General features: G+C 50.9%; 20 protein-coding genes and 2 pseudogenes. 10 read left to right on the forward strand and 12 right to left on the reverse strand.

The window, feature by feature from the left end; genetic code table 11:
• A pseudogene (locus GO984_RS21840) lies at positions 1 to 717 on the forward strand (IS3 family transposase); the annotation flags it as partial.
• Positions 718 to 916: 199 nt separating this feature from the next.
• Here the strand turns inward: GO984_RS21840 and GO984_RS21845 are convergent.
• Positions 917 to 2,212 carry an IS110 family RNA-guided transposase gene (locus GO984_RS21845; RefSeq protein ID WP_157024675.1) on the reverse strand — a complete coding sequence of 432 codons (1,296 nt, stop codon included), beginning with the start codon at positions 2,210 to 2,212 and terminating at the stop codon, positions 917 to 919.
• 236 nt (positions 2,213 to 2,448) lie between these two features.
• Here GO984_RS21845 and GO984_RS21850 point away from each other — a divergent pair, with 236 nt between their 5' ends.
• The gene (locus tag GO984_RS21850) at positions 2,449 to 2,643 is read left to right on the forward strand and encodes an integrase core domain-containing protein (protein WP_245231212.1); all 195 of its coding nucleotides are present in this window, start codon (positions 2,449 to 2,451) and stop codon (positions 2,641 to 2,643) included.
• 316 nt (positions 2,644 to 2,959) lie between these two features.
• On the opposite strand, the gene GO984_RS21855 is transcribed toward GO984_RS21850, so the two are convergent.
• Positions 2,960 to 4,348, reverse strand: coding sequence for a GspE/PulE family protein (locus tag GO984_RS21855; RefSeq protein WP_157024676.1), 1,389 nt, complete (start codon positions 4,346 to 4,348; stop codon positions 2,960 to 2,962).
• A 234-nt stretch (positions 4,349 to 4,582) separates the two neighbouring features.
• Here GO984_RS21855 and GO984_RS21860 point away from each other — a divergent pair, with 234 nt between their 5' ends.
• From GO984_RS21860 to GO984_RS21890, 7 genes are all read left to right on the forward strand, one after another.
• The gene (locus tag GO984_RS21860) at positions 4,583 to 5,419 is read left to right on the forward strand and encodes a PilN domain-containing protein (RefSeq protein WP_157024677.1); all 837 of its coding nucleotides are present in this window, start codon (positions 4,583 to 4,585) and stop codon (positions 5,417 to 5,419) included.
• Positions 5,416 to 5,955 (forward strand): GspMb/PilO family protein, encoded by a 540-nt coding sequence (locus GO984_RS21865; RefSeq protein WP_157024678.1) that lies wholly within the window; start codon positions 5,416 to 5,418, stop codon positions 5,953 to 5,955. The genes GO984_RS21860 and GO984_RS21865 overlap by 4 nt, the downstream gene beginning before the upstream one ends.
• Before the next feature lie 41 nt (positions 5,956 to 5,996).
• Positions 5,997 to 6,488, forward strand: a complete 492-nt coding sequence (locus GO984_RS21870) for a hypothetical protein (protein WP_157024679.1) — start codon at positions 5,997 to 5,999, stop codon at positions 6,486 to 6,488.
• 127 nt (positions 6,489 to 6,615) lie between these two features.
• Positions 6,616 to 8,544, forward strand: coding sequence for a type II secretion system secretin GspD (gene gspD / locus GO984_RS21875; RefSeq protein ID WP_167740470.1), 1,929 nt, complete (start codon positions 6,616 to 6,618; stop codon positions 8,542 to 8,544).
• 9 nt (positions 8,545 to 8,553) lie between these two features.
• Positions 8,554 to 9,786 (forward strand): type II secretion system F family protein, encoded by a 1,233-nt coding sequence (locus GO984_RS21880; RefSeq protein WP_157024681.1) that lies wholly within the window; start codon positions 8,554 to 8,556, stop codon positions 9,784 to 9,786.
• Between the two features lies 1 nt (position 9,787).
• On the forward strand, positions 9,788 to 10,180 hold the full coding sequence (locus tag GO984_RS24050; protein ID WP_425339668.1) for a type II secretion system protein: 393 nt from the start codon (positions 9,788 to 9,790) through the stop codon (positions 10,178 to 10,180).
• Complete coding sequence (locus GO984_RS21890; protein WP_157024683.1) at positions 10,180 to 10,806, forward strand: hypothetical protein; 627 nt, start codon at positions 10,180 to 10,182, stop codon at positions 10,804 to 10,806. The genes GO984_RS24050 and GO984_RS21890 overlap by 1 nt, the downstream gene beginning before the upstream one ends.
• 5 nt (positions 10,807 to 10,811) lie before the next feature.
• Here GO984_RS21890 and gspG read toward each other — a convergent pair whose 3' ends face one another.
• Positions 10,812 to 11,240, reverse strand: coding sequence for a type II secretion system major pseudopilin GspG (gene gspG / locus GO984_RS21895; RefSeq protein WP_157024684.1), 429 nt, complete (start codon positions 11,238 to 11,240; stop codon positions 10,812 to 10,814).
• 9 nt (positions 11,241 to 11,249) lie between these two features.
• Positions 11,250 to 11,789, reverse strand: coding sequence for a prepilin peptidase (locus GO984_RS21900; RefSeq protein ID WP_157024685.1), 540 nt, complete (start codon positions 11,787 to 11,789; stop codon positions 11,250 to 11,252).
• Positions 11,790 to 11,791: 2 nt separating this feature from the next.
• Here GO984_RS21900 and GO984_RS21905 point away from each other — a divergent pair, with 2 nt between their 5' ends.
• Positions 11,792 to 12,430: a hypothetical protein gene (locus GO984_RS21905; protein WP_157024686.1), complete on the forward strand. Its 639-nt coding sequence runs from the start codon at positions 11,792 to 11,794 to the stop codon at positions 12,428 to 12,430.
• A gap of 229 nt (positions 12,431 to 12,659) precedes the next feature.
• Here GO984_RS21905 and GO984_RS21910 read toward each other — a convergent pair whose 3' ends face one another.
• The 8 genes and pseudogenes from GO984_RS21910 to GO984_RS21945 all read right to left on the reverse strand — a co-directional run bounded on the left by GO984_RS21910 (position 12,660) and on the right by GO984_RS21945 (position 24,136).
• On the reverse strand, positions 12,660 to 12,911 hold the full coding sequence (locus tag GO984_RS21910) for a hypothetical protein (protein ID WP_157024687.1): 252 nt from the start codon (positions 12,909 to 12,911) through the stop codon (positions 12,660 to 12,662).
• Positions 12,912 to 12,915: 4 nt separating this feature from the next.
• The gene (locus GO984_RS21915) at positions 12,916 to 13,635 is read right to left on the reverse strand and encodes an RHS repeat-associated core domain-containing protein (RefSeq protein ID WP_167740471.1); all 720 of its coding nucleotides are present in this window, start codon (positions 13,633 to 13,635) and stop codon (positions 12,916 to 12,918) included.
• Positions 13,636 to 13,783: 148 nt separating this feature from the next.
• Positions 13,784 to 19,513 (reverse strand): FG-GAP-like repeat-containing protein, encoded by a 5,730-nt coding sequence (locus tag GO984_RS21920; protein WP_157024689.1) that lies wholly within the window; start codon positions 19,511 to 19,513, stop codon positions 13,784 to 13,786.
• Between the two features lie 506 nt (positions 19,514 to 20,019).
• Positions 20,020 to 20,235: pseudogene (locus tag GO984_RS23715) on the reverse strand (IS30 family transposase); the annotation flags it as partial.
• Between the two features lie 183 nt (positions 20,236 to 20,418).
• A complete protein-coding gene (locus tag GO984_RS21930) occupies positions 20,419 to 21,552 on the reverse strand; it encodes a tyrosine-type recombinase/integrase (protein WP_342448124.1) in 1,134 nt (377 codons plus the stop codon).
• Between the two features lie 469 nt (positions 21,553 to 22,021).
• The gene (locus GO984_RS21935; RefSeq protein ID WP_157024691.1) at positions 22,022 to 22,408 is read right to left on the reverse strand and encodes a helix-turn-helix transcriptional regulator; all 387 of its coding nucleotides are present in this window, start codon (positions 22,406 to 22,408) and stop codon (positions 22,022 to 22,024) included.
• A 138-nt stretch (positions 22,409 to 22,546) separates the two neighbouring features.
• Entirely contained in the window at positions 22,547 to 22,726 is a 180-nt protein-coding gene (locus GO984_RS21940; RefSeq protein ID WP_157024692.1) for a helix-turn-helix transcriptional regulator, read from the reverse strand.
• Between the two features lie 231 nt (positions 22,727 to 22,957).
• Positions 22,958 to 24,136: a tyrosine-type recombinase/integrase gene (locus tag GO984_RS21945; protein ID WP_157024693.1), complete on the reverse strand. Its 1,179-nt coding sequence runs from the start codon at positions 24,134 to 24,136 to the stop codon at positions 22,958 to 22,960.
• Positions 24,137 to 24,224: the final 88 nt, after the last annotated feature.

The following is a 24,224-nucleotide window of genomic DNA, read 5'->3' on the forward strand; positions in this document are numbered from 1 at the left end:
ACAAACCTATTATCGCTGGAAGAAGAAGTACGGCGGAATGGGCACAGAACAACTCAAGGAACTGAAGCGGCTCCAGAAGGAGAATGAGCGCCTGCGCCGGGCAGTATCGGATCTGACCCTGGACAAATTGATCCTGTCGGAGGCCGCCAAGGGAAACTTCTGAACCCCTCGCGTCGCCGTGCTTGCATCGACCTTGTGCGTAGCCAGATGAACGTTTCCGAACGTCGCGTTTGTCGCGTCTTGGGTCAACACCGATCCACGCAACGGTGATTACCACAGGGGCGTGCCGATGAAGACCGCCTGGTCGCAGACATGATCGAGCTGACTCGCCAGTATGGTCGATACGGTTATCGCCGGATTGCAACTTTGCTGAGAGATGCGGGCTGGCAGGTGAATGACAAACGTGTCGAACTCTTGTGGCGACGTGAGGGGCTGAAAGTGCCAATGAAACAACCGAAGAAGGGGCGGCTGTGGCTGAACGATGGATCTTGTGTCCGGCTACGCCCCGAATATCGCAATCATGTCTGGTCGTATGATTTCGTGCATCACCGTACTTACGATGGCAGGGCGTTCAGGACATTGAATATCCTGGATGAACACAGCCGGGAATGCCTGGCGATCCGCGTGAAGCGAAAGCTGAACTCGACCGAGGTCATCGACGCAGTGACGGACCTGTTCATTCTTGGCGGTGTGCCCGCATACATTCGATCAGACAACGTCCTATATTCGGAAAGTTTTGCTGGATCGGGCATCAGGTCAGGGTGCATCAGGCCATCCTGAGGCACTGTAATTATGGTCCCAAGCGGGTTCCGCAGTCAAGAAGTGGTCTCACCCATAGCAAACACAGAGTACGCAGTTATGCGGCTCTCACCGTCCTTAAAACGAGATCACAAATTCCAAGCGGAAGACCCAAACATTATCTACGAGGTCGGTTCACGCCTCCACGGCCACTACAGAGAGAGGTCCTTCCGCCTGGGCTCACCCCTTCAAAGAAGGGGCGATAGGGTTCGCCGTTTTTGACAATGGCATGCACAGTGCGCGCCATCTTTGCGGCAATTGCAGTATAGGCTTTGCGCCTGAGATGTTTATTGAATCTGTCGTGTGAGATGTAGCGTTCGTATTTGTCACGAAAGCTGTTGGCACGCTGGAGAATGGCGACCTGACCCGCCAACCATAGGGTTCGCCGCAAACGGGCGTTGCCGTATTTTGACAGTTTGGTTTGACCATGAAACATGCCGGACTGATATGTTGCCAGATCCATTCCACAGAATTTGAGAAACTGGCGGTGATGGCGGAAGCGACGTAGATCACCAGCTTCTGCCAAGATCGTGAGGGCGTTGATCGGACCAACGCCGGGAACTGACGTCAGCAGTCGGTAATCTTCGTGATCCGACAAAAGGTCGTCGGCGCGCGCCTCAATCTCGTTACGTTGCCGAATAAGACTGCGACCCTCGCTCAGAACCAGGCGGAACATCCGGATTGCGTCAGACTTTTCAGATACTGGCAATGCGACTGAAGCCTTAGCAGTCTCATATATATCTGAAAGCAATTGAGTTTTGGAAACTTTGCGGCCGACAACCTGCCATGCGACTTTGGTGAACTCTTCCTTAGTGAGAGCCGTTATGAAATAGGGTGACGGAAACATCTCGAGGAACGCCAGGAACCAATCTGTGCGGGAGGAACGGTGAAACCGTTCCGCTTCCGGGAAATACAGCGGCAGATAGTGGGTCAGAATCCGGTGCCAGAGTTCGGTTTTGGATTTGGAAACGATGTCATGGGTTTTTGAAATCTCCTGAATATCATTGGTGCCAAATGCCAGTGGGTCATGGAAAAACTGAACCAGCCCGATCTGTAACATATGAAGGATGACCTGCGCGTCCTTCGGGTCGTTCTTATCCCAACTGTTGTTCAGGGCTTCACGGGTCCGGGCAAGAGCCACCGAAGAAACAAGCTTGAGCTCGAAACCGGCCTGACCAAGATGGTGAGCCAGAACTCTGTGATAATTGCCCGTTGCCTCGAAAGCGATCCGGATCGGCCTTCTATAATCCATCAGCAAGGTGGTCAGCCGGTCGTAATCTTCGCGGGTGTTCTGAATGGTCAAGCGACGGCTGCGCTTCTTGCCTGGAACTTCGATCAAAATCTCGTGGCGATGTTTAGCGATATCAAGTGCTACCAGAACGGGCGCATCAGGTGTAATCTTGTGGTCGGTCATAATCGGTCTCCTCTTCAGTGTGATTTGCACAAAACCACTGTAGAGACCCGAGGTCCGGTTATGGCCAACTGCTCCGCTCGATGAGCGGCTCCGCAGGTCGCCATAACCCATAAATCAACGTGTTTCCGAAGGTGCTACGGTCCCGAGTTTATTGCGGAAGCGGTTAGAAACTGGATCAAAGCCGTTGGGGCCAAGACGGCCTACATTGAGCCTGGATCGCCCTGGGAGAACGGATACTGCGAGAGCTTCAACGGCGAATGCGAGACGAATTGCTGAACGGTGAAATCTTCTACTCGCTACGTGAGGCGCAAATCATCATCGAAAGCTGGAGGAACCACTACAACACCAAACGACCACATAGTGCTCTGGGATACTGTCCACCCGCGCCAGAGGTCATCCTCCAGAAGGTCCAAGGGCCGACAATGCACTAACTTTCAAACTGGACCACTTAAGTGGGGCTGCTCACAGAGGAAAAGACAAAAACGCCAGCGCGGGTAAAAAGCCACGTACAATCTTATGCATAGGAGGCAAAATCCGGATCAATTCTAAATTGATCGTAAAGAAACCGTCAAATCTCAACCTGTCAACCTAAAGTATAGCCGTCGACGCCAGAATATCGCAGTTTACCTTAGAGTTTTCCTTGATTGTAAGGCGGGCGGTTAAAGAACTACTCACAAACAAGATGATGCCAGCGTGGTAAATCTAGAACGCACTTGGTCAGTAGTTGGTGCCCCCGCTAAGCAAAACCTAGCTTTCACCGCTTACAAATTGAGAACGTAATCTGCGATCCCGACCAGAAACTTCCAACGTCTGGCCCAACACTCCTCGTAACACATCCCGAACGATATACTCCGGCACCCCCAAATCCACTAACCGGGTCACGGCGCCCTGTGGGGAGTTGGTGTGCAGCGTCGACAGCACCATGCGCCCAACCAGCGCAGCGCGGCATGCAATTTCGGCAGTCTCCTGATCACGGATCTCGCCTATCATGATCACATTTGGGTCCTGCCGCAAAAACGCCCGCAGAGCCTTAGCAAAGGTCATACCGATCTCTTCATGCACCTGAACCTGCTCAATCCCAGGTAAATTATATTCCACAGGGTCTTCGATTGTCAGAATTTTACGATCGTCGCGGTTAAGATGGGAGAGCGCAGTATACAATGTTGTGGTCTTGCCTGATCCGGTTGGTCCAGTGACCAGAAATAACCCGCTGGGCTGTTCTATCACAGATTTGATTTGCTGGGTGATTTCACCGTTGAACCCTAGTTGCGCCCAGCCTAGCCGCAGTGCCTTGGGGTCGAGCACCCGCGCAACGATGCTCTCACCATAGGCGGTGGGAACCGAAGAGACGCGAAAATCAATTTTGCGGCCAGCTAGGTTTAATGTAATGCGCCCATCTTGTGGCAGTCGGCGTTCAGACACATTCATTGAGGCCATCACCTTGACCCGAGCTAGGATCGATTTCGCATCCAGCCCCCTGTCAACTAGTTGAGACTTCAACAGACCATGTACCCTAAATCTGATACGCAACCCGTCTTCCTGAGCTTCAAAATGAATATCGGATGCACCTAGAGCCACCGCATCGTCAAACATCGAAGACACGAAGCGGATGACTGGACCGTCGCTCTCATCGCTCCGTGCCGCCTGCTGGTCAATTTGGCGCTGCTGATCCGAAGTCAAAGCGTGGTCATCCCCTCCCTGTGATGCGGACAACATCGTTCTGACAACCCGTGCCGAAGTAACCGCAAAAATCACACCACCATCCAGATGGAAGTTCAGCTCGTCTTGGATTGCCTTGTCGCAAGGTTTGCTAAGAAGGATCAGAGGGGGCCCCTGTGGCGCAAGCACAGGAGCCAGCGCGTTAGAGCTGCAGTAGTTAGGCGACAGTAAGCCCAGCCGTGTGGTATCCAGTCGGTAATCCGAGATGTCTACGACGTAGCGCAACCCGGCCAATTCAGCGACATGCGGAAGTAGCGTGTCCTCTTCTATCAATCCTAGTTTGAGAAGAGCCCTGTCTAGTGTAATAGCTTCGCTAATAGTTACAGACAGACCTCTCTCAACATCGACTTCACTGAGAAGTTCGTTGGCTAACAGCAGATCTGCTAAATCCTGGTTCGTGGTTGTCGAAGAAATCATAAAGGTAACTTGGATGCGCGTTGAATTTTTCTCTATAGGTTGTACCAGACTTACGACCAAGTTCTGGAAATTGAAAGATTACGTTTAATGACCTCTCATTTTGCCCGTTGGGCTGGATTGCTCACACGGACACCCCTAATCGGCTTAATACGTTGGATCTATCTGCCAGGCTTTGCACGACAATGGTCAACTAAAATCCATACTGATACCATTCAACCGGACGCCTCCTCATTCATGGCAATCAAAACGGGGGATTTAATCGATCTTGAACTCGGAGAGCCGTTGTTTCTAACAAAGCGTATCCCTCTCCCCGTCGCGGCTAAGAAAAACCTTAACAAAATCATTGATATGCAGATTAAGCAGTCCACCCCCGGCCGAGGTGAGAATGTGGTGTGGAGATCAATATTTGCTAACAAATCAAAACAGGAAATCGAAGTTAGAGTTGCTCTTGTTAAAAGGCCAGTATTGGTGAAGCTCGAAGCCGATGTTGCGGCACGAGGTGCCCAACTGAGAACCGTAAGGCTAGCCAACTTTCCACGGGTCAAACCCTTGCTAGATAATAGACAAACGACAGACAGGGGCCGACGATTTTGGAGCTATATTATCGCCAGTGCCAGCGTTGTATTTTGCATGCTTATTCTTGTACAAACCAGCGCAAACCTCAAAGCACAGAATAACCAAGTGCAACTCCTGCAAGACAAAAAGACCAGCCTTGAGCGGGAGGCAGTGCAATTACGAAAACGGCTCGATCAAAGTAACGCCAATTTCGCAGAAATCTCACAAGATATTCACCTTTTCGAAGCTGGCTTCCTGCGCCTCCCCTTAATCTTGGATCTCACCCAGACCCTAGATGACAGTACATGGATTTCTAACCTCTCACTTAACACCGAGGCACTCAATATTTCCGGATTTTCGGGCAGAGAGATAACTACGATCATATCTGATCTACGTGCGCTGTCATGGGTCAGCGGGGTTGAACTTCAGGGCCCAATCTCATTTGATAGCTTTTCACGGCGTAATCGGTTTGATCTCTCGATTGAGCTCGAAGGCATGGAAGATATAGCCAAATGATAGATCTACGTTCACTTCTCCCAGTTTTTGTAACTGTGATGTCCATGGCGATCGTCGGCTACCTCTTGTTGATCTACCCCGTTTATGGGCGAGGAGAGCAGCTACGTCAAAGCGCAGTTCAACTTCGGCATGAAATCAAGGCGTTGCAGACAAGGATAACTGCCTTGCAAACAGATGAAGCTACGGTTGAGTTCCCCAAGAAATTACTATGGATAGCTCCATCAGAAGCAGATGCTGAAATCTCTTTTCAGGACACAATCGTGAGATTGGCAGAGTCACTTAGATTAAGCCTTTCAAGTTTTGGCCCCCAAAAACCATTTGAAAGGACAACACACAAAACAATCTCCTCGGATCTGGAAGGGAACGGTAATCTCCAGGATTTCTATGCTTTCTTAGCGTCTGTTGAGAAACTTTCGCCAAGAGTAACCATCGCAACAATGCGGGTTCGTCCAAACCCTGGACCAGATTCTTCAGCCGAAAACGTTGAGGTCTATTTTCAGATTTCTTTGTGGGCATTCTGGGAGGAATTGAGTTGAAACGGCTTCGAAGATTGCTTCCACCCCCTTTGATGATTCTAATGGTGTTTCTAGTGTTCTGGATCGCCCTTGGAAGCCCAGTCACTTCACAATATGAAAGCCCGGTTACAGAAAAGAGTACTTCAGGAGCTATCGCAGCCAACTCAAACACCGGAGTATTCGACCTTCAGTCGCCAGGAATTTATTCAGAAACACTTGAACGTGCAAACCTGCGTCCGCTGTTTTCGGAAACCCGCCGGGAACCCGCAGCAATTTCGGCTCCCAAAGAAGAACCAATAATTGCTGACGTAGAACCGCAAGAAACTGATATTGAAGAGCCCCCAGCAATGCCTCTCCCGCCACAACTTGAATATCGAGGCTTCATGAAGTCAAGCTCTTCGATCCGCGCTCTTTTGTCAGACATTCAAACTGGAGAAGAAAACTGGGTTTCTAAAGGAGACGTGATTTCCCAGTGGCGTGTTGCCAAAGTGTCAAACATTCAAGTTCATCTGCAACTTGAAGACTTTGTACATATTGTTGAAATCAATCGTTAAGAGTAGAGGGAAGGTGAAGTTCTAGGGTGAAGTAAAAATGCTTAGATTAATATGCGCGTCACTCATCCTAATGTTAACGTCTTGCACTGAAACTACCACCACCAGTTCGGGAATTTTTGGCGATGATGTGACTGTCGAACGAGACCCCCTCATTTCAAGGAACTCTGAATTTTCCGGTCAAAATGAAGGGGGGGTTCGCCCAGGTGCAATGTCGCGAGGAACAGATCAATTCTTGAACCCAGCGGACGGCCGCAACCAAAATAGATCGCAAGCAATTGTAGTCCCTAGGGACGGGAAGCTTGTTGAGGTATCGCTGGTAAATGCAAGTATTTCTTCAGCTGCCCAAGCCGTTCTTGGAGATGCTTTGAAAAAACAGTTTACTGTTAGCGACCAGGTGAATGGCACGGTAACCATCCAATCTACGGGGCCTATTCCAAAGGACGCATTGCTTGAACTGTTTTCAGCAGCTCTCTCCGCTAATGGAGCACGAATTGAAAAAAGCGGCAAAGTTCTCAAAATCGTACCCGGTACCACTGGTAATCGAACTTTTCGACTCGCTTCCAGCGGCGTTGGAAACGGTGCCTCCATCATAGTTGCACCATTGGAGTACATTTCTTCCGCGCAAATGGTAAATCTACTTCAGCCCCTAGTTGCAGAAGGGCTAACAGCTATCGCAGACAAACGGCGTAACTTGATCATGATGACTGGCACTCCAGCCCAATTGGAAGCCGCGCTGGATGCGCTGAACCTCTTTGACGTGGATGTTCTTTCTGGGAAATCCATTGCACTTGTAGAGCTAAACTCGGCTGACCCTGAAGCGATAGTAGATGAACTCAAGGTTATTTTCGAAAATGAAGAAGGTGGAAACCTAGAAGGCGTTGTAGAGTTCATCCCAAACAAACGACTAGGTTCAGTATTAATCATTTCATCTCGCTCTCGGTACCTCCCAACTGCTCAAAAGTGGATCAGGGAACTTGACCGCACGGCGAGTGGTGCAAGTCGATACATCGAAACGTATGAGCTGCAAAACCGGAGCGCGACAGATGTGGCTCCAATACTTAGCAGCCTTCTTGCAAGTGAAGCCAGCACATCGGGCGAGAGCCAGTCTCAGACTTCCGCGAACACTGGAAGTACAGGTTCGCGCGTGGCCGCAGATAAAGCCCGAAACTCACTACTGATCAAAGCAACACGTAGTGAACATCGTGAGGTGCGCGCGCTCCTAAATGAAATCGACAGCAGTCCACAACAAGTTATGCTTGAAGCCACTATTGCAGAGGTGACTTTGAACGACGAGATCGGTCTTGGCGTGCGTTGGTTTTTTGAAACTGGAAATTTTGATTTCACCTTCTCTGACAACGACAGCGGAAGCGTAAACAGTAGTTTCCCTGGTTTTTCGGCAGTTTTCGGATCCAACAGTGCTGCTGCGGCTATCAATGCCTTGGCCGGTGTAACAGACGTGAAGATCATCTCATCGCCGACGCTGATGGTTTTAGACAACGAAGAAGCCATACTGCAGATCGGCGACCAGGTCCCCATTGCAACGCAATCCTCCACCTCTAACTCGGATGGGAATGCCCCAACAATTACTACAATCGAATATCGCGATACCGGAGTAATTCTAACTGTAAAGCCAAGTATAAATCGCAACGGTCGCGTTGTGTTGGACATATCGCAAGAGATTAGCACCGTATCCGAAACGGTAACCTCAGGCATAGACTCACCTACTATTCGCCAACGAAAGATTGCCACCAACGTTTTACTAAACGACGGCACAACGTTAGCGTTGGGTGGGCTTGTGCAAGAAAGCGACTCTACAACGGTCAGCAAGATACCAGGATTGGGAGATATCCCTGTCGCAGGCAGTCTGTTCCGGAACACCAACAGCAAGAAACGTCGGACTGAACTCCTCATTCTTATCCGTCCGCGTGTAGTACATACGGAAAACGATGCTCGAACGGTAACTGAGCATTGGCGAAATAAATTGTCTGGCTCAAATTCAATCCTAAGGACAGGCCTCGGAAATCCAAGGCATCAGATTAGTGAAATACTAAAGTAAACTACTGACATGGCTGAATTCTATTACACTGGATACGATGCGAACGGCCAGACAGAACGTGGAAGCATAACTTCCGCGTCAGAGCAGCTTGCCTTTGAGCTTTTACAATCCAGGGGGATCACAGTCTTTGATCTTCGAGAAGATGAAAGCACTACAACAAACGACCTTCCGTGGTATCGCAAGGACATAAAATTTGGACACCAAGAACTAGCTTTGGAGGAACAGGCAGCAACTGCAGACTTGCTGGCAACTCTTTTTTCCTCTCAGCTTCCCGTATCAGAAGTCTTTAGGATTGCAGCACTGTCGACTGAAAACCCGAAGGTAAAAAGTCAATTTGAACGGATCAGGCAACTTGTTGACGATGGAACAAGTTTGGCAAGAGCATTTGAGACTGAAAATCGGCTTTTTTCACCGGTGTTTATTTCTTTCTTGGGAGTAAGTGACAAGGCAAACGCCCTACCTTTGCTACTAAGATCGCTGTCTTCCTTTTTCCTGAAATTGAACGAAACACGTCAAAAAATCATTTCGGCGCTCATCTACCCAGCCATCTTGATGATCGCTGCCTGTGGTCTGCTCCTGGTTGTTGTTTTGTATCTTGCCCCCAATCTTGAACCACTTTTTAGAGCAGCGGACAGAAAGCCTCCCGACACACTGTCTGCTTTGCTCCAGATTAACATCATTGTCAGCAGCTATTGGCATTGGATGCTTCTAGGCTTGGTTGGTAGCTTCCTGCTGCTCGGAGTATCCCTTCAACAGCAACGTTCGAGGATCATTTTCTACGATCTAGCGCTCCGTGTTCCACTAATTGGGAAATTGCTGCGTTTTTCAGCTTTGGCACGTCTCACTCAAGCGACAGAGCTACTATTGACTTCGGGCCAACCCTTGCCGTTGGCCTTAAGACAAGCCGTTGAGTCAATGGGGGCATCCGCTGGGTTTGGTCAACTCTTCAAGCGGGCAGCAACTACTCTTGAAGCAGGCGGAACCGCCTCGAGTGTTATTTCTGAACATCGGCTTGTTCCCGCAAACTATAAAGAGTTGTTTCGAATTGGCGAAGAAACAAACAGATTACCAACCACCTTGGTTGCTCTTTCCGAGACCCTAAATGCCCAGGTCGACCGCCACGCGCAGCGCCTTCTTTCAATGTTAACACCGATGCTGACATTGGTATTGGGGCTAGGAATTGGTTACCTGATCTTTACATTGATGGGCGCAATTCTGGAAATTAACGAAATTGCTTTCTGATGTGACCCACCGGTCTCGCTCTTCCGGGTTCACCTTGCTTGAAGCTATGCTTGCGATGGCAATTCTAGGAATGGTACTAGCTGGGATTTTTACAGTTACCTCACGCTCGTTAAGTCAGCTTGGTCTCGCCACAAGGGAGCTTAATGACTCCGAAATGGCGCGTGCGCTATTGGACGAATACTTAGGAACTTATCCGGAGATGCCTGCGTCCGGCACATATCAGGGAGCTTGGAGTTGGCAGGTTAGAGAAGAACAGACCATTGGCCTCCAGCCGTCCCAAATGGATGAGAGTATTAGTTTTATTAGGGTAACTGTCACCGTTGAACGCCTTAACTCTCGCTTGGCCACTCCACTGTCGCTTACTGCCACCACCGCCCGGCGGCCAGAAAGCTAATGACCAAAAGAAAACCCAACTTAGGCATTTCACAACTCGAGGTGCTGATTTCACTCGCGGTTATGGGTCTAATAGCCGTGCTTTTGGCGAATGTATTGAACTTCTCCCGTATGTCACTCAACCGGGCACAGGAAGTTTCCTCTGAGGTGGGGTTATTTCTCACCCGTAATTCGCTCCGCCACTGGGGCGAAGAGATCCCTCTAAGCTACAATAACGAAACTGTATCTGGGTATTTTCATGGAAAAAATACCGACCTTCGATTTCATACTCTTATCAGCAATGACTCTTTCTGGGGCGGTGAACTCACGACGGTTCACCTACATGAAGACAATGGAACACTAACGGCAGAATTGGATGGTCTTGATGCGCAGACGCGGAAACCTCTTCAAACCCAACATCTACTTGCTAAAGATATTCAAAGCTTCCGCATCAGCTACTATGGAACCAAACACGGTGAACCAAAAGCCCGTTGGCACCAAAGTTGGGACGAAGCGACCAGCCTTCCTACCCTGACGAAAATCGAATGGGACGTCGCCTCCTCTGCAGCACCCCCACTTATCCTGCATCCCGCAAAACGAGATCGACAGTCTGTACTTTCCTTAGGTGACGTTATTCCACGCCACTAGCTTTTTCACATGGAAAGATCACCATCTTCGTTTTCACCGCCGGGATGTCCGTCGCGCCCATAGGTGACTAGATCAAAGGCTTTATCCGTGCCGGGGCTACGATACAGCAGGATACGACCCCACGGGTCTGAAATATCCTCTTCCTTGTCCATATAGGGTCCCCGCCAGCCTTTGGCCCCAGTGGGCGCAGACAATAGCGCTTTCAGCCCCTCCGCCTCACTGGGATACCGGCCCAGATCGATGTAATAAAGCTGCAATGCGCCTTTTACATTCTCCATCTGCGCCTCGGCCACCATCGTTTTAGCGCGACCAAAGTTGCCCATCAGTCGTGGCGCAGCCAGTCCAACCACCAGTGCAATGATGGCCAGCACCACCATGATTTCCAGCAGCGAGATACCGGCGTTTCGTTTACGGCGAACGGGGCGCGAGGTCATTGGAATTCCTTACAGAAATAGCGGATCAAAAAAGATCAAAACAAACATCGAATAGGCGATAAACGGGCCAAATGGAATCCCTTCCTGATCCGAACCGCCACGCATATGCGCAACCGCAACACCCACAATTCCACCAACCGAGGAGAGCAGGATAAACTCGGGCAATTGCCAGGGACCCAGCAACACCGCACCAGCGCCAAACAGCTTGGCATCGCCAATCCCCAGCCCTTCGCCCCCGGTGCGCCGAAAATGCAATTCTCCCACCGCCCATAGCAAGGCGTATAAGACCGCCCCCGCGATCAGGTTGATCAACAGCACGCCGGGGTCCGTTCCCCCATGATAGGCAATTGCAATCAGCACCACTGTGCCGGTGGCCAGATCGGGGATCTCAAAATGAGTGAGATCATGCTGGCTTAGCCAGATCAATGGCGGGCATATCGCCACAGCCATTGCCACCTGCCAAATATCCACCGTATTGGCCAACATCACCAGGGTCACCGTATAAATCACCCCAAAACCTGCTGCCCGGTGGCTGACAATCCGCCTCAACAATGCAAATGTTCCCTATGACCTATCGCGTTGAAATTTCCCGCAACCCTAGGCGCGGCGTGGTGCTGATCGCAACCCTGGCCTCGCTGATTTTGGTGATGGGGCTGATCACCCTGTTGCAGGCCCGATCGCTGGCCGCAACCAAGGTGATGAAACGCCTGGCCAACAACCACCAACTGGCGCTGGATCACAGCAGTGTCCGCGAGATGCTACGCCCTCTGGTGGGCGAGGCAATGATCCGTTTTGACGAGGAAACCACCCTGCGCCTGAACAGCACGCCTCTGCGGGTGGAGTTCGACGGCGCCACTTATGAAATCACCGCACAGGATCCGGGTGGGTTGGTTGACCTCTACCGCACCCCGCCCTCGGTGGCCGATCTGCTGTTGACCTCACCCCAACTGCGGGAATTGCAGGCCATGAAAGCGGTTGAGGCGCGAGGCCTGCCCCTGCGCCAACTGGCGGCGCAAGTGGGGCTGGCCGAGGCACCCACTTGGCTGACCACGCGGTCGCGTGAGCGCAGGGTGAATGCGGTGACATTGGCGGAGTTTTATCCAAATGGGGCCGAGCAGGTGCTGGTGCCGCGACCAGATCATAGGCAGCCGCGTGAGGTGGTTTTGGACATCCGGAAAGTTGCTGAATAAGGCAACTGCTTTGCCTATGTCATGGCGAGGCTGGCCGCCGTCGCCTATCACATGATACGGGCCGATTTCTATGCCAGGTAACCAGTCGCCGGTGATTTGCCGCCTGATCGGGGGGCTGATGGAGTTGCAACGGATCAACCAAAGAGTATGCAAGCAGGCGAAGAATTTGGGTTGGCGGCCTTTATGGGCTGACGCCTTGAATGCCAAAAGGTCGCATAACACAACCATATCAAGGATGAAATGACTTTATGGCAGCATCCATTCTCTCTCTATCGACAACGTCGACAACGATAATATTTTCAGCCAAGAAATTTTCTCCAAGCTCTTCAGAGAGCTCAGTATCTTGCTGCAACCTGTATTTGTCATAAAAGTTTACATTTATCGTTTCACCATCAACGACTGCCTGAACCTCAAAACATCCCTTGGAAGAAAGTTCCCAGGCATAGTCATCGAAGTCTTCGGGGTATTTCACATAATTCATACAATTACCTCGTACATGAAATGCTCTGACACGCCTCTATATATTGATCAGGGGTTAGGTTTGAGCCTGGCTTTGGGGCAATTTCAAAATGAGATGGGTCGCGCCCCCTCTGGATAATATCCAATGTATCCGGAACTGTTGATCGGTCAATTTGGTGAGGATCAAACCCTTTTGACGCGACACTTTCTGGGTTATCAAAGACAGAAACCCCATGAGTTGGCTTAACAAAACCTGTTGCTGGATCAACCTTGTAGTCGTTTGGCCTTGGCGTGAAGTCGGGGACTTGCCCTGGACGAGCACCACGAAAAAATTTCTTACCAATGCCTATAACTGGTTCAACGATTTTGGCGACTACCCGTGCTTTCCCGACAACGATCTCACCGGCCCCCATAACAACGCCGCTAATATCTCCGTTTACAACTGATTTAACACTCCGTATTGCACCATTAATGCCAATCACCTCTCCAATAATGCTATTTTCGGGATCATACTCGTTAGTAACATCAATCCCGTTACGCGCAGCTCTGTTGGCTAGAGAATAGTAATCTCCTAATTGATCCTCATCTCTTAACCCATCGTCTGGCGGGCCAAAATCTCCGCATTTAGTTTTCTCGCAGTTTCCGTTCGGATCAAGTTTATTGATTGGATCGTTAAAGCTGTACGAATACCTATTTGTCCCCACCCCTGGCTTCGTCACCTCAAACCAATCGGGTTGGATGAACATGGCCTGGGCTTGGGGGGCGAGGCTGGTGAAGAGCAGCGCGCAGAGGAGATATTTAAGGCGAGTGAGCATCAGGGGCGCTCTGTATTATGAGTTTGATCTATGGTGAGATGCGGCGCCCAAGGTGAGACCTCAGGCGCCGGTTGCAATGTCAGTGGACCGTCGGGTGCATCGCCGCGGGCTTGGCTGCCTTGGGATCCGTCGGAATGAACAGCGCCAGCTCGGGGTCATAGTAGCGGGCGTTGAGATACATCAGCCCGGCCGCCTCATCCTCGCGCTCGCCGATATAGCCGATGTCCTCTTTCGCCGGGTAGGAGGCCATGGCGGTGTCATGGATGGTTTCCCGCTCGTCACCAAATGGCGCAAAGTCGCGACGGACGTCTTTGGTGCCGGTGGCATTGGTGATAGAGAACACGCTGCCCAGCTGGTCGCGGTGCAGGTATTTCACCTCTTTGAAGGTCCCGCCCTCGTAAGACATCCGGACATTACTGTGTGGATACCAATGCGCCTGCTCGGGTTCATTTGGCGCCTGTACCAGCTCCACCCCGCCCACATAAAGCGATGTGGTGACGGCGCCATTCACCGTCTCGATCCGTTTTAAGCGGCTACCATCTGCACCATAGACATATTCGGTCTGATCACCATTCAGGGCGGTGACTGTCAGCGGCCGGTTCTCACCGTCGTAAGTCATCACCTTGCCATTCAGCCCCGTGGTCATGTTGCCATTGGCATCGTAGGTGAAGCTATCGCCGCCGGTGATCTGCTTGGGCGCGTGATCCACCGGGCTGCTGGAATAGTCATAGCTGCCGACAAAACTGTTCGACGCCATCGCGCCGTCACTCCGGTAGCTAAAGACCTGATCCTGAGGCTTAGCTCCGGTCCAGGACCCAACCGTACCACAGGTCTTGCCCGCCGCATCCAGATCCGCCGCCACCAAGAGACGCCCGGCATAGTCATAACAATAATTGAACCGTGAACGCTGAACCCCCGACCATTGTCGGTTTACCCGCCCGGTTGCAGAGCGATAATAGCGGCGTCGATCCAAGTAGGCCGTTCCAGCCACATCGTGGACATGGATTTTGTTAGTCCACCCACGCGCTACATCGTACTGCACCTCTTCACGCACACCACTGGAGAAGTCGGTCCAGGTTGGCTGGCTGCGCAGATTGTAGCTGGTGTTGGTCACATAGTTACCAAAGCCCGTTACCCGGCCCGCGGCGTCATAGGAGAATTCGGGGGTCCAAGCTCTTAGGGTCCAAGCTTGTTCGCTACCCGTTCCATAAGGGAGACGTTCTTTGACCAAAGCACCAGAGGTGTCGAACTCCCGTTCTATCCAATAGAAATTGCCGCCAGAATGAATGTCGTAGTGCCGCTCACCGGCCCGGTTTCCGTTCTCATCATATCCGTATTGAACCATGTGGTTCGCATTGTTTTGCCGAGTAAGCATTCCGACATTGCTTCTGCCAACCAGCCAGTCATATGGCTCATCATACACGTATGTGGTGTTATCAGTACGTGAGGTGCCATTCTTGGTCCATGTCACCTGTTTTTGCGATACACGATCCAGCTCGTCATGGGAGAAAGCAATCTCCTGCCCCTTGGCATCCACTTGACGCGTCAGGTTGTTATTGGCGTCATACTCCATCGTCCAGTAGCCCAACCCCGGATCATCCGCAGTCAGACGGTTGCCGCGCGAGTCATAGGTATAGGTCCAGATCGCGCCACCAGGATCAGTTACACCAACCATGCGGTTCAATAGATCATAGCGATATTGAGTTGTGCGATACTGGCTTGATCCACTGTCAACATCAGTGTCTGCAACATCTCTCACCATCGACCTGAACAGATTACTGCGCGCGTCAAAAGTAGTCCAATTCTGTCCACAAATAGTTGCATCTGCAGTCGGATCAAAACAGTGCTCATCTTTTCGACTAACGCGGGGATGTGCGATCGCGACACCGTTTATCGTAAACGTATGTTTCTCATAGATCTGCTGGGTTTTACTGCCATCTGGATTGTAGGTCCAGGTTGGCCTATCCGCCGGGTCGTATTCAAATCGCGTTTTTGAGGTATCAGGAAGAACTGCAGATGAGGCAGCCCAGCTCAATGGGTTGGATTGCCAAGACAGGTTGCCACGCACATCGTAGCCGCGCACAGAAGTGATCAGATCGACTTCAGCCGAAGTACTACCTGTTGCTGCGGTTTTGTAAACCTCACCAAAGCCGTCAAAGTACTCCCGGCTTTCCTGTGTTGTGCTGCCAGAGACCGTGGATGGGGATTTGGTGATCTTGCGGATGTACTGCGCCGTAGCACTGCCAAAACTGTTGTATTGAGTGTCAACATAATTGCCACCAGGTACTGTTACATAGTCTTCGCGGCAATGTGCATCATAGGTGTAATCCGTCACCAGCCCATTGATATCCGTTACCAAATCCGGGGCCTGACAGGCTTCGTCCCAGGCCGTGGTAACGAGATGCCCCTTGGCGTTGGTTTCCGTCAGACGGAACAAATGGCGCGTGGTGTCATAGCTGTAGGTGGCGACATTCCCGCGCGGATTGGTGTGCTGTGTCAGGTTGCCATGGCTATCATAGGCGTATCGGTCCATTTCCAAATAGACCGTAGTTGGAATGACCCTGTCCCCGTCCCACAGGCGAACCCTTGTGAGCTGCCCCTTCACGGGGGTATCGTTATTTGTGTTCGACCCATCATAATAATACAGCTCACGCGACAGCCAATCAGACCGCCCCGCCGTATTGCTATGCCCCTCCATCTCAGTTTTCCAACGCGGCAAGGAAACAATGTAATTGGCCAGATGGGGACGGTAGGAAAATACAGTGATGGTATTATCACCAGCATCCAAGTCCGCACCAGCATTGGTGAATCCAAAATGTCTGACCCAGGAAAGTGGCCCGTAGTCAGTCCAGGCGAATTCCTTCTTGGTCTCGATCAACTGGTCCCCGCTTAAGGCAGACGTACGGCTTGCTGTTTTGGTCACACGATACGGACCGTTGCCAGACTGAACTCCGCTCCAGTCATTGATCACCTTTGAGTAGGTGGTGGTACCGTCAGTGGTGCGAATCTGAGACTTAATCTTGCCGCGCTGGGAAAAATGGTCGTTCAGATAAGTGGTGACAACAACCGGCCCCTCAGTCTCATTGCTCAGTTTGGGCAGATAGGCAGTGACGGTACGGTAGCCCAAAGAACGACGGTTCTCGTAGTCATATTTGCTGCCGACATAGGAAAACTGTGTTTGTCGTGACGATCCACGCCCATCGTTCACTGTGAGCGTATCCACAAGCTGGGATACACCCGGCACTCGGTTGTCATTGGTGTATTTTGTGGACGGTGCATAAGCCACTTCTGTTGCGCCACCCGCATCATTCGTAAACTGCGTCAACAGGTTCGCCACCTGACCATCGCCAAACCAAACCGTTCCAGATGTTGCGCTTTCTTGAACGAAGTCGATCAACCCATTGCCGTCAACATCCCCAGCTCCAATAAAGCCCGGTATACTGGGTAGGCCACTTGTTTCTGGTGGGATAAAGCTAGATCCGTTCGAAAGGAAGATATGAGCGGTGCTGGAGCCAAAGGCGAGAGTGTAATCTTGAACATCCCCTTCCCCGCAATTTTGTTGCCCATGAAAGTTACTTGGCGTGTTCACCACAATATCAGTAAGGCCGTCGCCGTTTACATCCCCTGCGGTTGCCACTTTTGACCCAGCGGCCAATCCTGTCAAAGGGCTATCCGCCCAAATTTGCGGTGGTAGAAAGTCATTTCCTGTAGACAGAGCAACATAAATCGCTGTCCCACCTGTCTTCGGCGCAACATAGACTAGATCCTGTTGACCGTCACCATTGACATCTGCGGGTACAAATTTTGCCAAAGGAAACGTATCAAGTTCATCAGTCAAGCTATGATAGGCGCCAAGGTTCCTAAAATCTACAGTCTTCCACCGTCGAGGAGAGGACGCCGGAAACTCACTATTGGCAACCGGAAACCCGGTCTCAGCTTCACCGTCAAAGTAGGACGGGGGATTATTGTAGTTGAACGTTGTACCATAAACCAGTTCCTTCATCCCATCGCCATCCATGTCAAGCTGGGCAAGCAAGGCTGAATGCTCGTTAAATTGACCGATTCCAATCGACTGCTTTGTCCCCGATTGACTGGCTAGACGGATATGGTCAACGCCTCCGCCTTGATTTTTCAGGTAGAATTCCTGATCGGAATTGTTGTCAAAATTGCCCGCAATAGGGTTGCCCACATAGTCGGTTCGATCAGAACTGATCTCATAGTTTGCGCCGTTAGATCCAAGCCCTACAAACCTAAGGGCGCCGCCTACTCGCGTCCACTCGCCTCCGCCTTGCTGATGAGTGTAGTCAGAATATGTTTCATGGAGCAGAAATCCGTAATCACGCCTTTGGGCATCTGGAGGCAAGATACCTTTAATAACGCTTGTGACACGGTCGTAGCCAAATACAGCGGAGGTCCTACCTATAACACTCGCGGAGGTCCTACCTATAACACTCCAAGCGGGGTGAGCAATTTTCGCGTTCAGAACAAAGTCGCCATTACTGTCTCTGCTTGCTTCAAACTGGGGTGGGGGGTTGGAAATCTGGAGGTTGCCCCCCCCCCAACAACTGGGAATAATGGAGGTTCCCCCCACCTTGTTATACAAATCTGCAAAAACAAGGTCGTCTTTGTTGTTGCCGTCGACATCTAGAACCTGCAATCCGCGGTGAAACACCTGTCCAGCAAAAGTCTGTTGGGTCAACGTATTCAAATCGGGCGCGTAAATCGAATTTCTGACTTTCCCGGGCAGCACACTGCCGCCATCGATGACACCGCTGTTTTGACTGTTCAGTGTAAAATCACTGCCGTAAGGCGTCACCGCTGTCAGCAGTGACGCACTGGTCACCGCGGCGGTTTGATACTCTAGATCATAGGCCCTAATTTTGGCTGATCCATCGTGAACAAAAACCGATCTTAACCGAAATTTCTGTTCGCCAAAATGTGAGCCAGAACCCACCGCATAAGAGCTCAAACGTGAACTTGGCTGGTCGTACCCAAAGGATACCTTGTACCCGTTGCCGTATTGTATATCGGCAGGGCGGTGTGCCCGGGCCTCAGCCTTGCTGCTAAAGTCATAATTGAAAGTGACAATATTTGGCGTAGCCTGGACATCTTGGATCTCAGTCAGCAGGAACTTGCGACGGAACAGGACATTGTATTCATCATCTGCTCCGTTCGATATATCCCCTGCGATAGCGCCAACAGACCGATAAATATATCGCACGCCCTTGGTGTTGGTGACTTCAAAGAATTCGACCTGCTTGCCGCCGATGGTCTGATATTTCATCTCGATCTTGCGATAGCTTTCCACCATCGTTGACAGGTTGCCACCCGCAAGGCAGCTGGCACTTTTTGTCTCTGTTACATAGCGATCCGGATAGGCGCGTGTAGTTGGCAAAGGTGCAAGGGCCTGCGCGTCTCTGCAGGCCAACAGTTCTGTGCCGTCCAGGCGGAACAGGTCATAATTATCATCGTATGTCGGTGTGCCGCCGCCAAGGCTTACCCGTTCAATGGTCGAAAACCCATTGAGCTGCCACCCAACACCCAACCACGTCTCAGGGCTCCCCTTACCCTTGAAGGAGGAATTATATGATAATCCCAGATTAGGCTCCAACCCGCGAAACGCTGGAATGTCGAAAGTTATTCTTTTCCGGAAAGACCCATCACTGTTCATCCCCTGCGGTGTTTTGACCTCCGGCATTACACTCGGCTCTGGCCCAACAACGCCTTCGCTAAAGCCCGCATAGGCGAGATGAAATGGCAGAGCTAAAAACGCCAGCGCGGGTAAAAAACCACGTACAATCTTATGCATAGGGAGCAAAATCCGGATCAATTCTAAATTGAGCGTAAAGAAACCGTCAAATCTAAACTTGTCAACCCCAAGCTGCAGATCGTGACGGGCGCAGCACCATTAGGACGCGCAGAACACTGGCATCACGATACAATTTAGTCTCATATCACCGCCTTGGGCGCTGCCAGACGCGAACTGTTTTGGCTTCTACTAGTTATTAGCCATTCAACAACCTGTTTGATCAGAACAATACATTTGACTTTTGTTGACGTGAGCACGATCAAAGCTATCTCCAAGTGGACGGCAACGTCGTAGTCGATTGTTTTTGGCATACATGGGTCAGAGAACTAACTGCGCTTCAACTCTCGAAGCATCGTTGACCGACAACACTTCAAAAATATTTTGCTATCTCAACAACAAGGACCTTGGAGTGTCTCCAGCGTCATTCTGTGATACTTTGCTAGCAATAATCCGCATTGCGAATAGCTCGCACCTGGGAGCCTCAAGGGTCGTTGCGACAGTTTGCTCTATCTCAGCGTCATAAGCTCGTCCTTGATGGCTTCATTTGGAGTTCTCCATCCCAGGCACTTTCTTGGCGTGCCATTTAAGCGGTCTCAAATCGACTTCGTATCTCAATTTGAGAGTAGTGGAGACAGGCCCGTCTCGCGGCAGATATCGCCGCCCTCGTTTGTTAAAGTTTTCTACCAAGCCCTTTTGCACGGGGCCTGCGGATCGCAGAACCAAACCAACCAGATGAGCCAAACTCTCTCTCAGCTCAGGCCGCCTTTGGGCCTAAAAACCCTGCCGACGTGCACTCTATAGTTTTTGCCAGCAAAACCGAACCAATGAGACGATAGCCTGACGTAAAGCATGAAGCTCTAAAACAGGACTGCTGACTGGTCGAAAAACGAGGATTACCTCTAAAATCACTCGATCACAGAAGTCTCGTCACGCAGGTCCTCTCTTTGCCGAACCAACTTCTTAGCGCGGTTATGTTCGGGGGTGCCGGGTGCGAGTTCATTTAGGGTGTATTTCAACATCAACTCAATATCGTTGTCGGACACACCAACGTTTTTCCCAACTTGCCCGAGCGTCTGCATGCGGCTTTCGCTAGTCATCTTTCCATAGTGGGTATTTGTAATGACTTCACTTTCGTGCCCCATGTTAAGTGACCACGCCTTACGCTCTTGGGCGCTGTCGCAGAGCTGATCGCCCAGCGCTTTGAGGCAGTGGCGAGCGGAATGCGGTGAGTAGGCTTTTCCAATGACGGCACTCGCTATCGCGAACGCCTGATTGATTGGACCATTGGTTCGCAAGGGAGGTATCGCTTCGTCCTCGTAGATACGTCGCCGAATGTGTTTGCCATCTGGAAACAGCGCATCAGCTGGATTGAAACCCAGCGCCTCTAACTCTGCTTTCCACTCGGTAACAAAAGGTTCAAAGACCTCAACGCCTGGAAACCACTGAACAACCAAACTCTTGCCGTTTTTAGCCCGCATTTCTGTTCCATCTTGGGTTACAGTTTGGGCTTCAACATTCAAATGTTTCAGGCGTAGCGTCACCAGTGCACCGGCCCGCAACGCTGTTAGAAAAGCCAATGCAACCATGGCTCGGTCCCGGCGTTGCAAACGCGTTGTGCTCGGCATTGAGTCCACCATAGCCTTTGCTTCTTCTAGTGTCGGATAGGCTTTGTTTTCACGGGGTAGAACCTTGGCCATTTGACGTTTGGGCAAATCAAACTGATCCGGTATATTGGGACTCAGCCTGCGATATCCCTCTTGCTTCAGCAGCCAGTTAAAGAAGCTGGCCAGATGAGAAGCCCGATGCCGGATGGTGGAGGAGCTGAGGCCACCTTTATCGGGTTGTAGGTTACCTCGATCAACCAACCAATTTCTATAAAGTCCTGCGTCCTGATCACGCAGTTTGGTAAAGCAATTGCATCCGTAAAACATCTCGAAATCGCGGATGGAAGTGAGATGTGCGTCGGTGGTTTTGACGTCATAACGCCCCGCATAGAGCTGCCAATTATGAATAGTCCTATCGTTGGGCGAAGGCGCCACACGGACTCTATCCTGCGACTTTTTCCCAACACAAACGGGCTTTGCCCCATTTCTTTCGTCTATTTGGTGCAGTGCAGTATTGGTATTTAGGCATTCCATTATCCTGTCGCATTCTGTTTCACTTAGTAACTTCATCAGAACACCGCCACAGTCAGGGCAAGCGGCTTCACCGATCAATTTCCGCGACGCGGTCGTGCGGATCAACAAGAATTGGAGGTTGGGAAAAACACCAGCTTTACAGCAAAAACAAAAGAACTGTCCCATGCATAAATTTTTCCGATTTTGAGCCCGACGCTCCTGATGAAACCTGTTTAGTTCCGCCCCTCGGAATATCTGTGGCCCCAAACAAGGCGACGGAATCAGGCCAGACGCGACCCAATTGGACAAGGTGTTCCTGCATATGTCATAAAGGACCATCACCTCGTCAACTGAGTAGACCCGATTACGCTTGGCTCGGATTTTGTATGACCTACTCATTGAGTGCCCCCCTGGCGGGATTTGTCTTCTCGACGACCTGGATTTTGGCCACTTTTTTCTCAAAGGCTTCAACGTCCCTTTGCCGCCAACGACTAGTACCTTTTGCTAGTTTGACCGGTGCTGGAAAGGTCCCTTGTTTCACCCACCGCCAGATTGTCTGACGGCTCACACCAAACTTCTCAGCCAGTTCAAAATCAGTGAAGTATAACCCAAAACTCGCTCTTCTTCCTGACACCAAAATCGGTTGCTTGACCTTAGATTTTGTAACTTTCTTTTGGGGCTTTGAAGTTGCGCCATGCTTACGCGCTCCCTTCGTCGTGTCGGCCACCTCCTCAAACAAATCAGGGGTATGGCCCTTATTGGCGTTCCTATTTTTCATGTTTCCTGCATTCCTTGTCGAAGGCGATCTTCGTGCGCCAGCGCACGAAGATCGTTTTCTAATGAACGTCGAGTAGCTATAATGGACAGAGCATCACCCGACGAACTGATCTGATGGCATACACCAGCAGCACGGTTTTCAATCGAGATCATTGAGCCATTCGCGGATGGTGCTTTCACGCCAGCCAACAGCACGTTTGCTCAGCTTGATTGCATGAGGGAATGTTCCTTCCTGCATCATGGCGTAGATGGTGCTGCGCGATAGGCCTGTCACGGCCATCACGTCTCCACATCTTAGAATTCGACTAATTTGGGGCATTTCTGCTCCTTTCCTTTTCGAGAAGGCAGGAGCTCACATCAATGCATATGTGTGTCTCCCACCCTTAACGGGTGTCTTTCCTCGCGGAAACGGAAACGACACATCTTGCATCGTAGTTGTGAAGTGACGCTACAAAGTCACTTTAGACATTACAAGTGTGTTTAAGAGGCGTTGTACAAAAATAGAACATTTGGTGTGTGAGGGTATCCGAGAATGTCCAGATCATCCGAGCTACTGTTCCAGAAGAGTTGACCACCAAGCAGCAATTTCGACTCGCTCAGCCCAATGTTCACCTCGGGCGTAAGCTTTACGGATCTGGTTCTTTTCTACATGTGCAAGGGCGCGTTCGATTGCATCGGCATGCCAAAGACCGGATTCATTAGCCAAAGTTGAAAAGGTTGCTCGAAACCCATGGGCGGTCATTTCGTCTCCGCCATATCCCATTCGGCGCAATGCAGCATTCAGTGTGTTTTCGCTCATACAACGTTTAGATGAGCGAATAGATGGGAAAATCAGTTTTCCCCAGCCAGTCAATTCCTGCAGCTCTTGCAACTTGCCCTGTGCTTGCTCTGACAATGGCACCATGTGTGGTCGACGCATCTTTGCACGATGCGCGGGCACAGTCCAAATTGCGGCTTCAAAGTCAATTTCTTCCCACTCTGCCATGCGCAACTCACCTGGCCGCAATGCTGTCATCGCCAGGAGTTCCATTGCCAACCGAGTTGTGGGTTGCCCGTCAAACCCTGCAATCGCCCGCATAAGGCCTCTCACCTTTTCCGGATCTGTAATTGCAGATCGATGTTTGACGGGCGGTCGTGTCAAAGCATCTTTCAAGCCAAAGGTCGGATCGTTATCAACCACGCCCAGCGCGATTGCATATCGAAATACCTGCCCCGCTGCAGACCGCATCCTCAAAGCAGATTCGTGGTTCCCCTTGGCCTCCATCTTCTTGAGAGGCACCAATACATCCCGCGCAGTCAGCTGGTTAACAGGGTACGCGCCGATATCTGCACAAAGCAAGCGGTGCAGCCATTCCGACTTGGCCAGTGTAGCAGCGGATTTGCCCTCCTGCCGCTTCTTCTGCAGAAGAGCCTCAGAGAGTTTCTCAAAAGTCTCGCGATGTTCGGCTTCCTGAACAGCTTGTTCTTTTCTGCGTTCGAACGAAGGATCTTTACCCTCTGCCAAAAGTTTGCGCGCCTGATCGCGTTTGCCGCGCGCTTGTTTCAGCGAAAGCTCAGGATACCGACCAAACGATAAGAGCTTTTCTTTCCGCATCCAACGGTACTTGAATCGCCAAAGCTTGGATCCTCCAGGGTTCACCAAAACAAACAAATCATCGAAGTCAGCTTGCTTGTAAGGTCTATCTTTAGGCTTTAGCGCACGGATCTTAGCATCACCCAGAACTGGCATCTGGGGATACCCTTTATTCCTACTCTCCGCTGCACCCCAAGCCATACCCCCAATCAGGGAGGATTCAGTAGGATTACCTCGGACAATC

It is taken from the genome of Parasedimentitalea huanghaiensis (genome assembly GCF_009753675.1).
GTDB classification, from domain to species: Bacteria; Pseudomonadota; Alphaproteobacteria; order Rhodobacterales; family Rhodobacteraceae; genus Parasedimentitalea; species Parasedimentitalea huanghaiensis.

Bases quoted from the DNA above. Each gene is read 5' to 3' on its own strand.
- GO984_RS21845 (WP_157024675.1), bottom strand. From the start codon at position 2,212: ATGACCGACCACAAGATTACACCTGATGCGCCCGTTCTGGTAGCACTT.
- GO984_RS21855 (WP_157024676.1), bottom strand. From the start codon at position 4,348: ATGATTTCTTCGACAACCACGAACCAGGATTTAGCAGATCTGCTGTTA.
- GO984_RS21860 (WP_157024677.1), top strand. From the start codon at position 4,583: ATGGCAATCAAAACGGGGGATTTAATCGATCTTGAACTCGGAGAGCCG.
- GO984_RS21865 (WP_157024678.1), top strand. From the start codon at position 5,416: ATGATAGATCTACGTTCACTTCTCCCAGTTTTTGTAACTGTGATGTCC.
- GO984_RS21870 (WP_157024679.1), top strand. From the start codon at position 5,997: ATGGTGTTTCTAGTGTTCTGGATCGCCCTTGGAAGCCCAGTCACTTCA.
- GO984_RS21880 (WP_157024681.1), top strand. From the start codon at position 8,554: ATGGCTGAATTCTATTACACTGGATACGATGCGAACGGCCAGACAGAA.
- GO984_RS21890 (WP_157024683.1), top strand. From the start codon at position 10,180: ATGACCAAAAGAAAACCCAACTTAGGCATTTCACAACTCGAGGTGCTG.
- gspG (WP_157024684.1), bottom strand. From the start codon at position 11,240: ATGACCTCGCGCCCCGTTCGCCGTAAACGAAACGCCGGTATCTCGCTG.
- GO984_RS21905 (WP_157024686.1), top strand. From the start codon at position 11,792: ATGCAAATGTTCCCTATGACCTATCGCGTTGAAATTTCCCGCAACCCT.
- GO984_RS21910 (WP_157024687.1), bottom strand. From the start codon at position 12,911: ATGAATTATGTGAAATACCCCGAAGACTTCGATGACTATGCCTGGGAA.
- GO984_RS21915 (WP_167740471.1), bottom strand. From the start codon at position 13,635: ATGTTCATCCAACCCGATTGGTTTGAGGTGACGAAGCCAGGGGTGGGG.
- GO984_RS21920 (WP_157024689.1), bottom strand. From the start codon at position 19,513: ATGCATAAGATTGTACGTGGTTTTTTACCCGCGCTGGCGTTTTTAGCT.
- GO984_RS21935 (WP_157024691.1), bottom strand. From the start codon at position 22,408: ATGAAAAATAGGAACGCCAATAAGGGCCATACCCCTGATTTGTTTGAG.
- GO984_RS21940 (WP_157024692.1), bottom strand. From the start codon at position 22,726: ATGCCCCAAATTAGTCGAATTCTAAGATGTGGAGACGTGATGGCCGTG.
- GO984_RS21945 (WP_157024693.1), bottom strand. From the start codon at position 24,136: ATGCCAGTTCTGGGTGATGCTAAGATCCGTGCGCTAAAGCCTAAAGAT.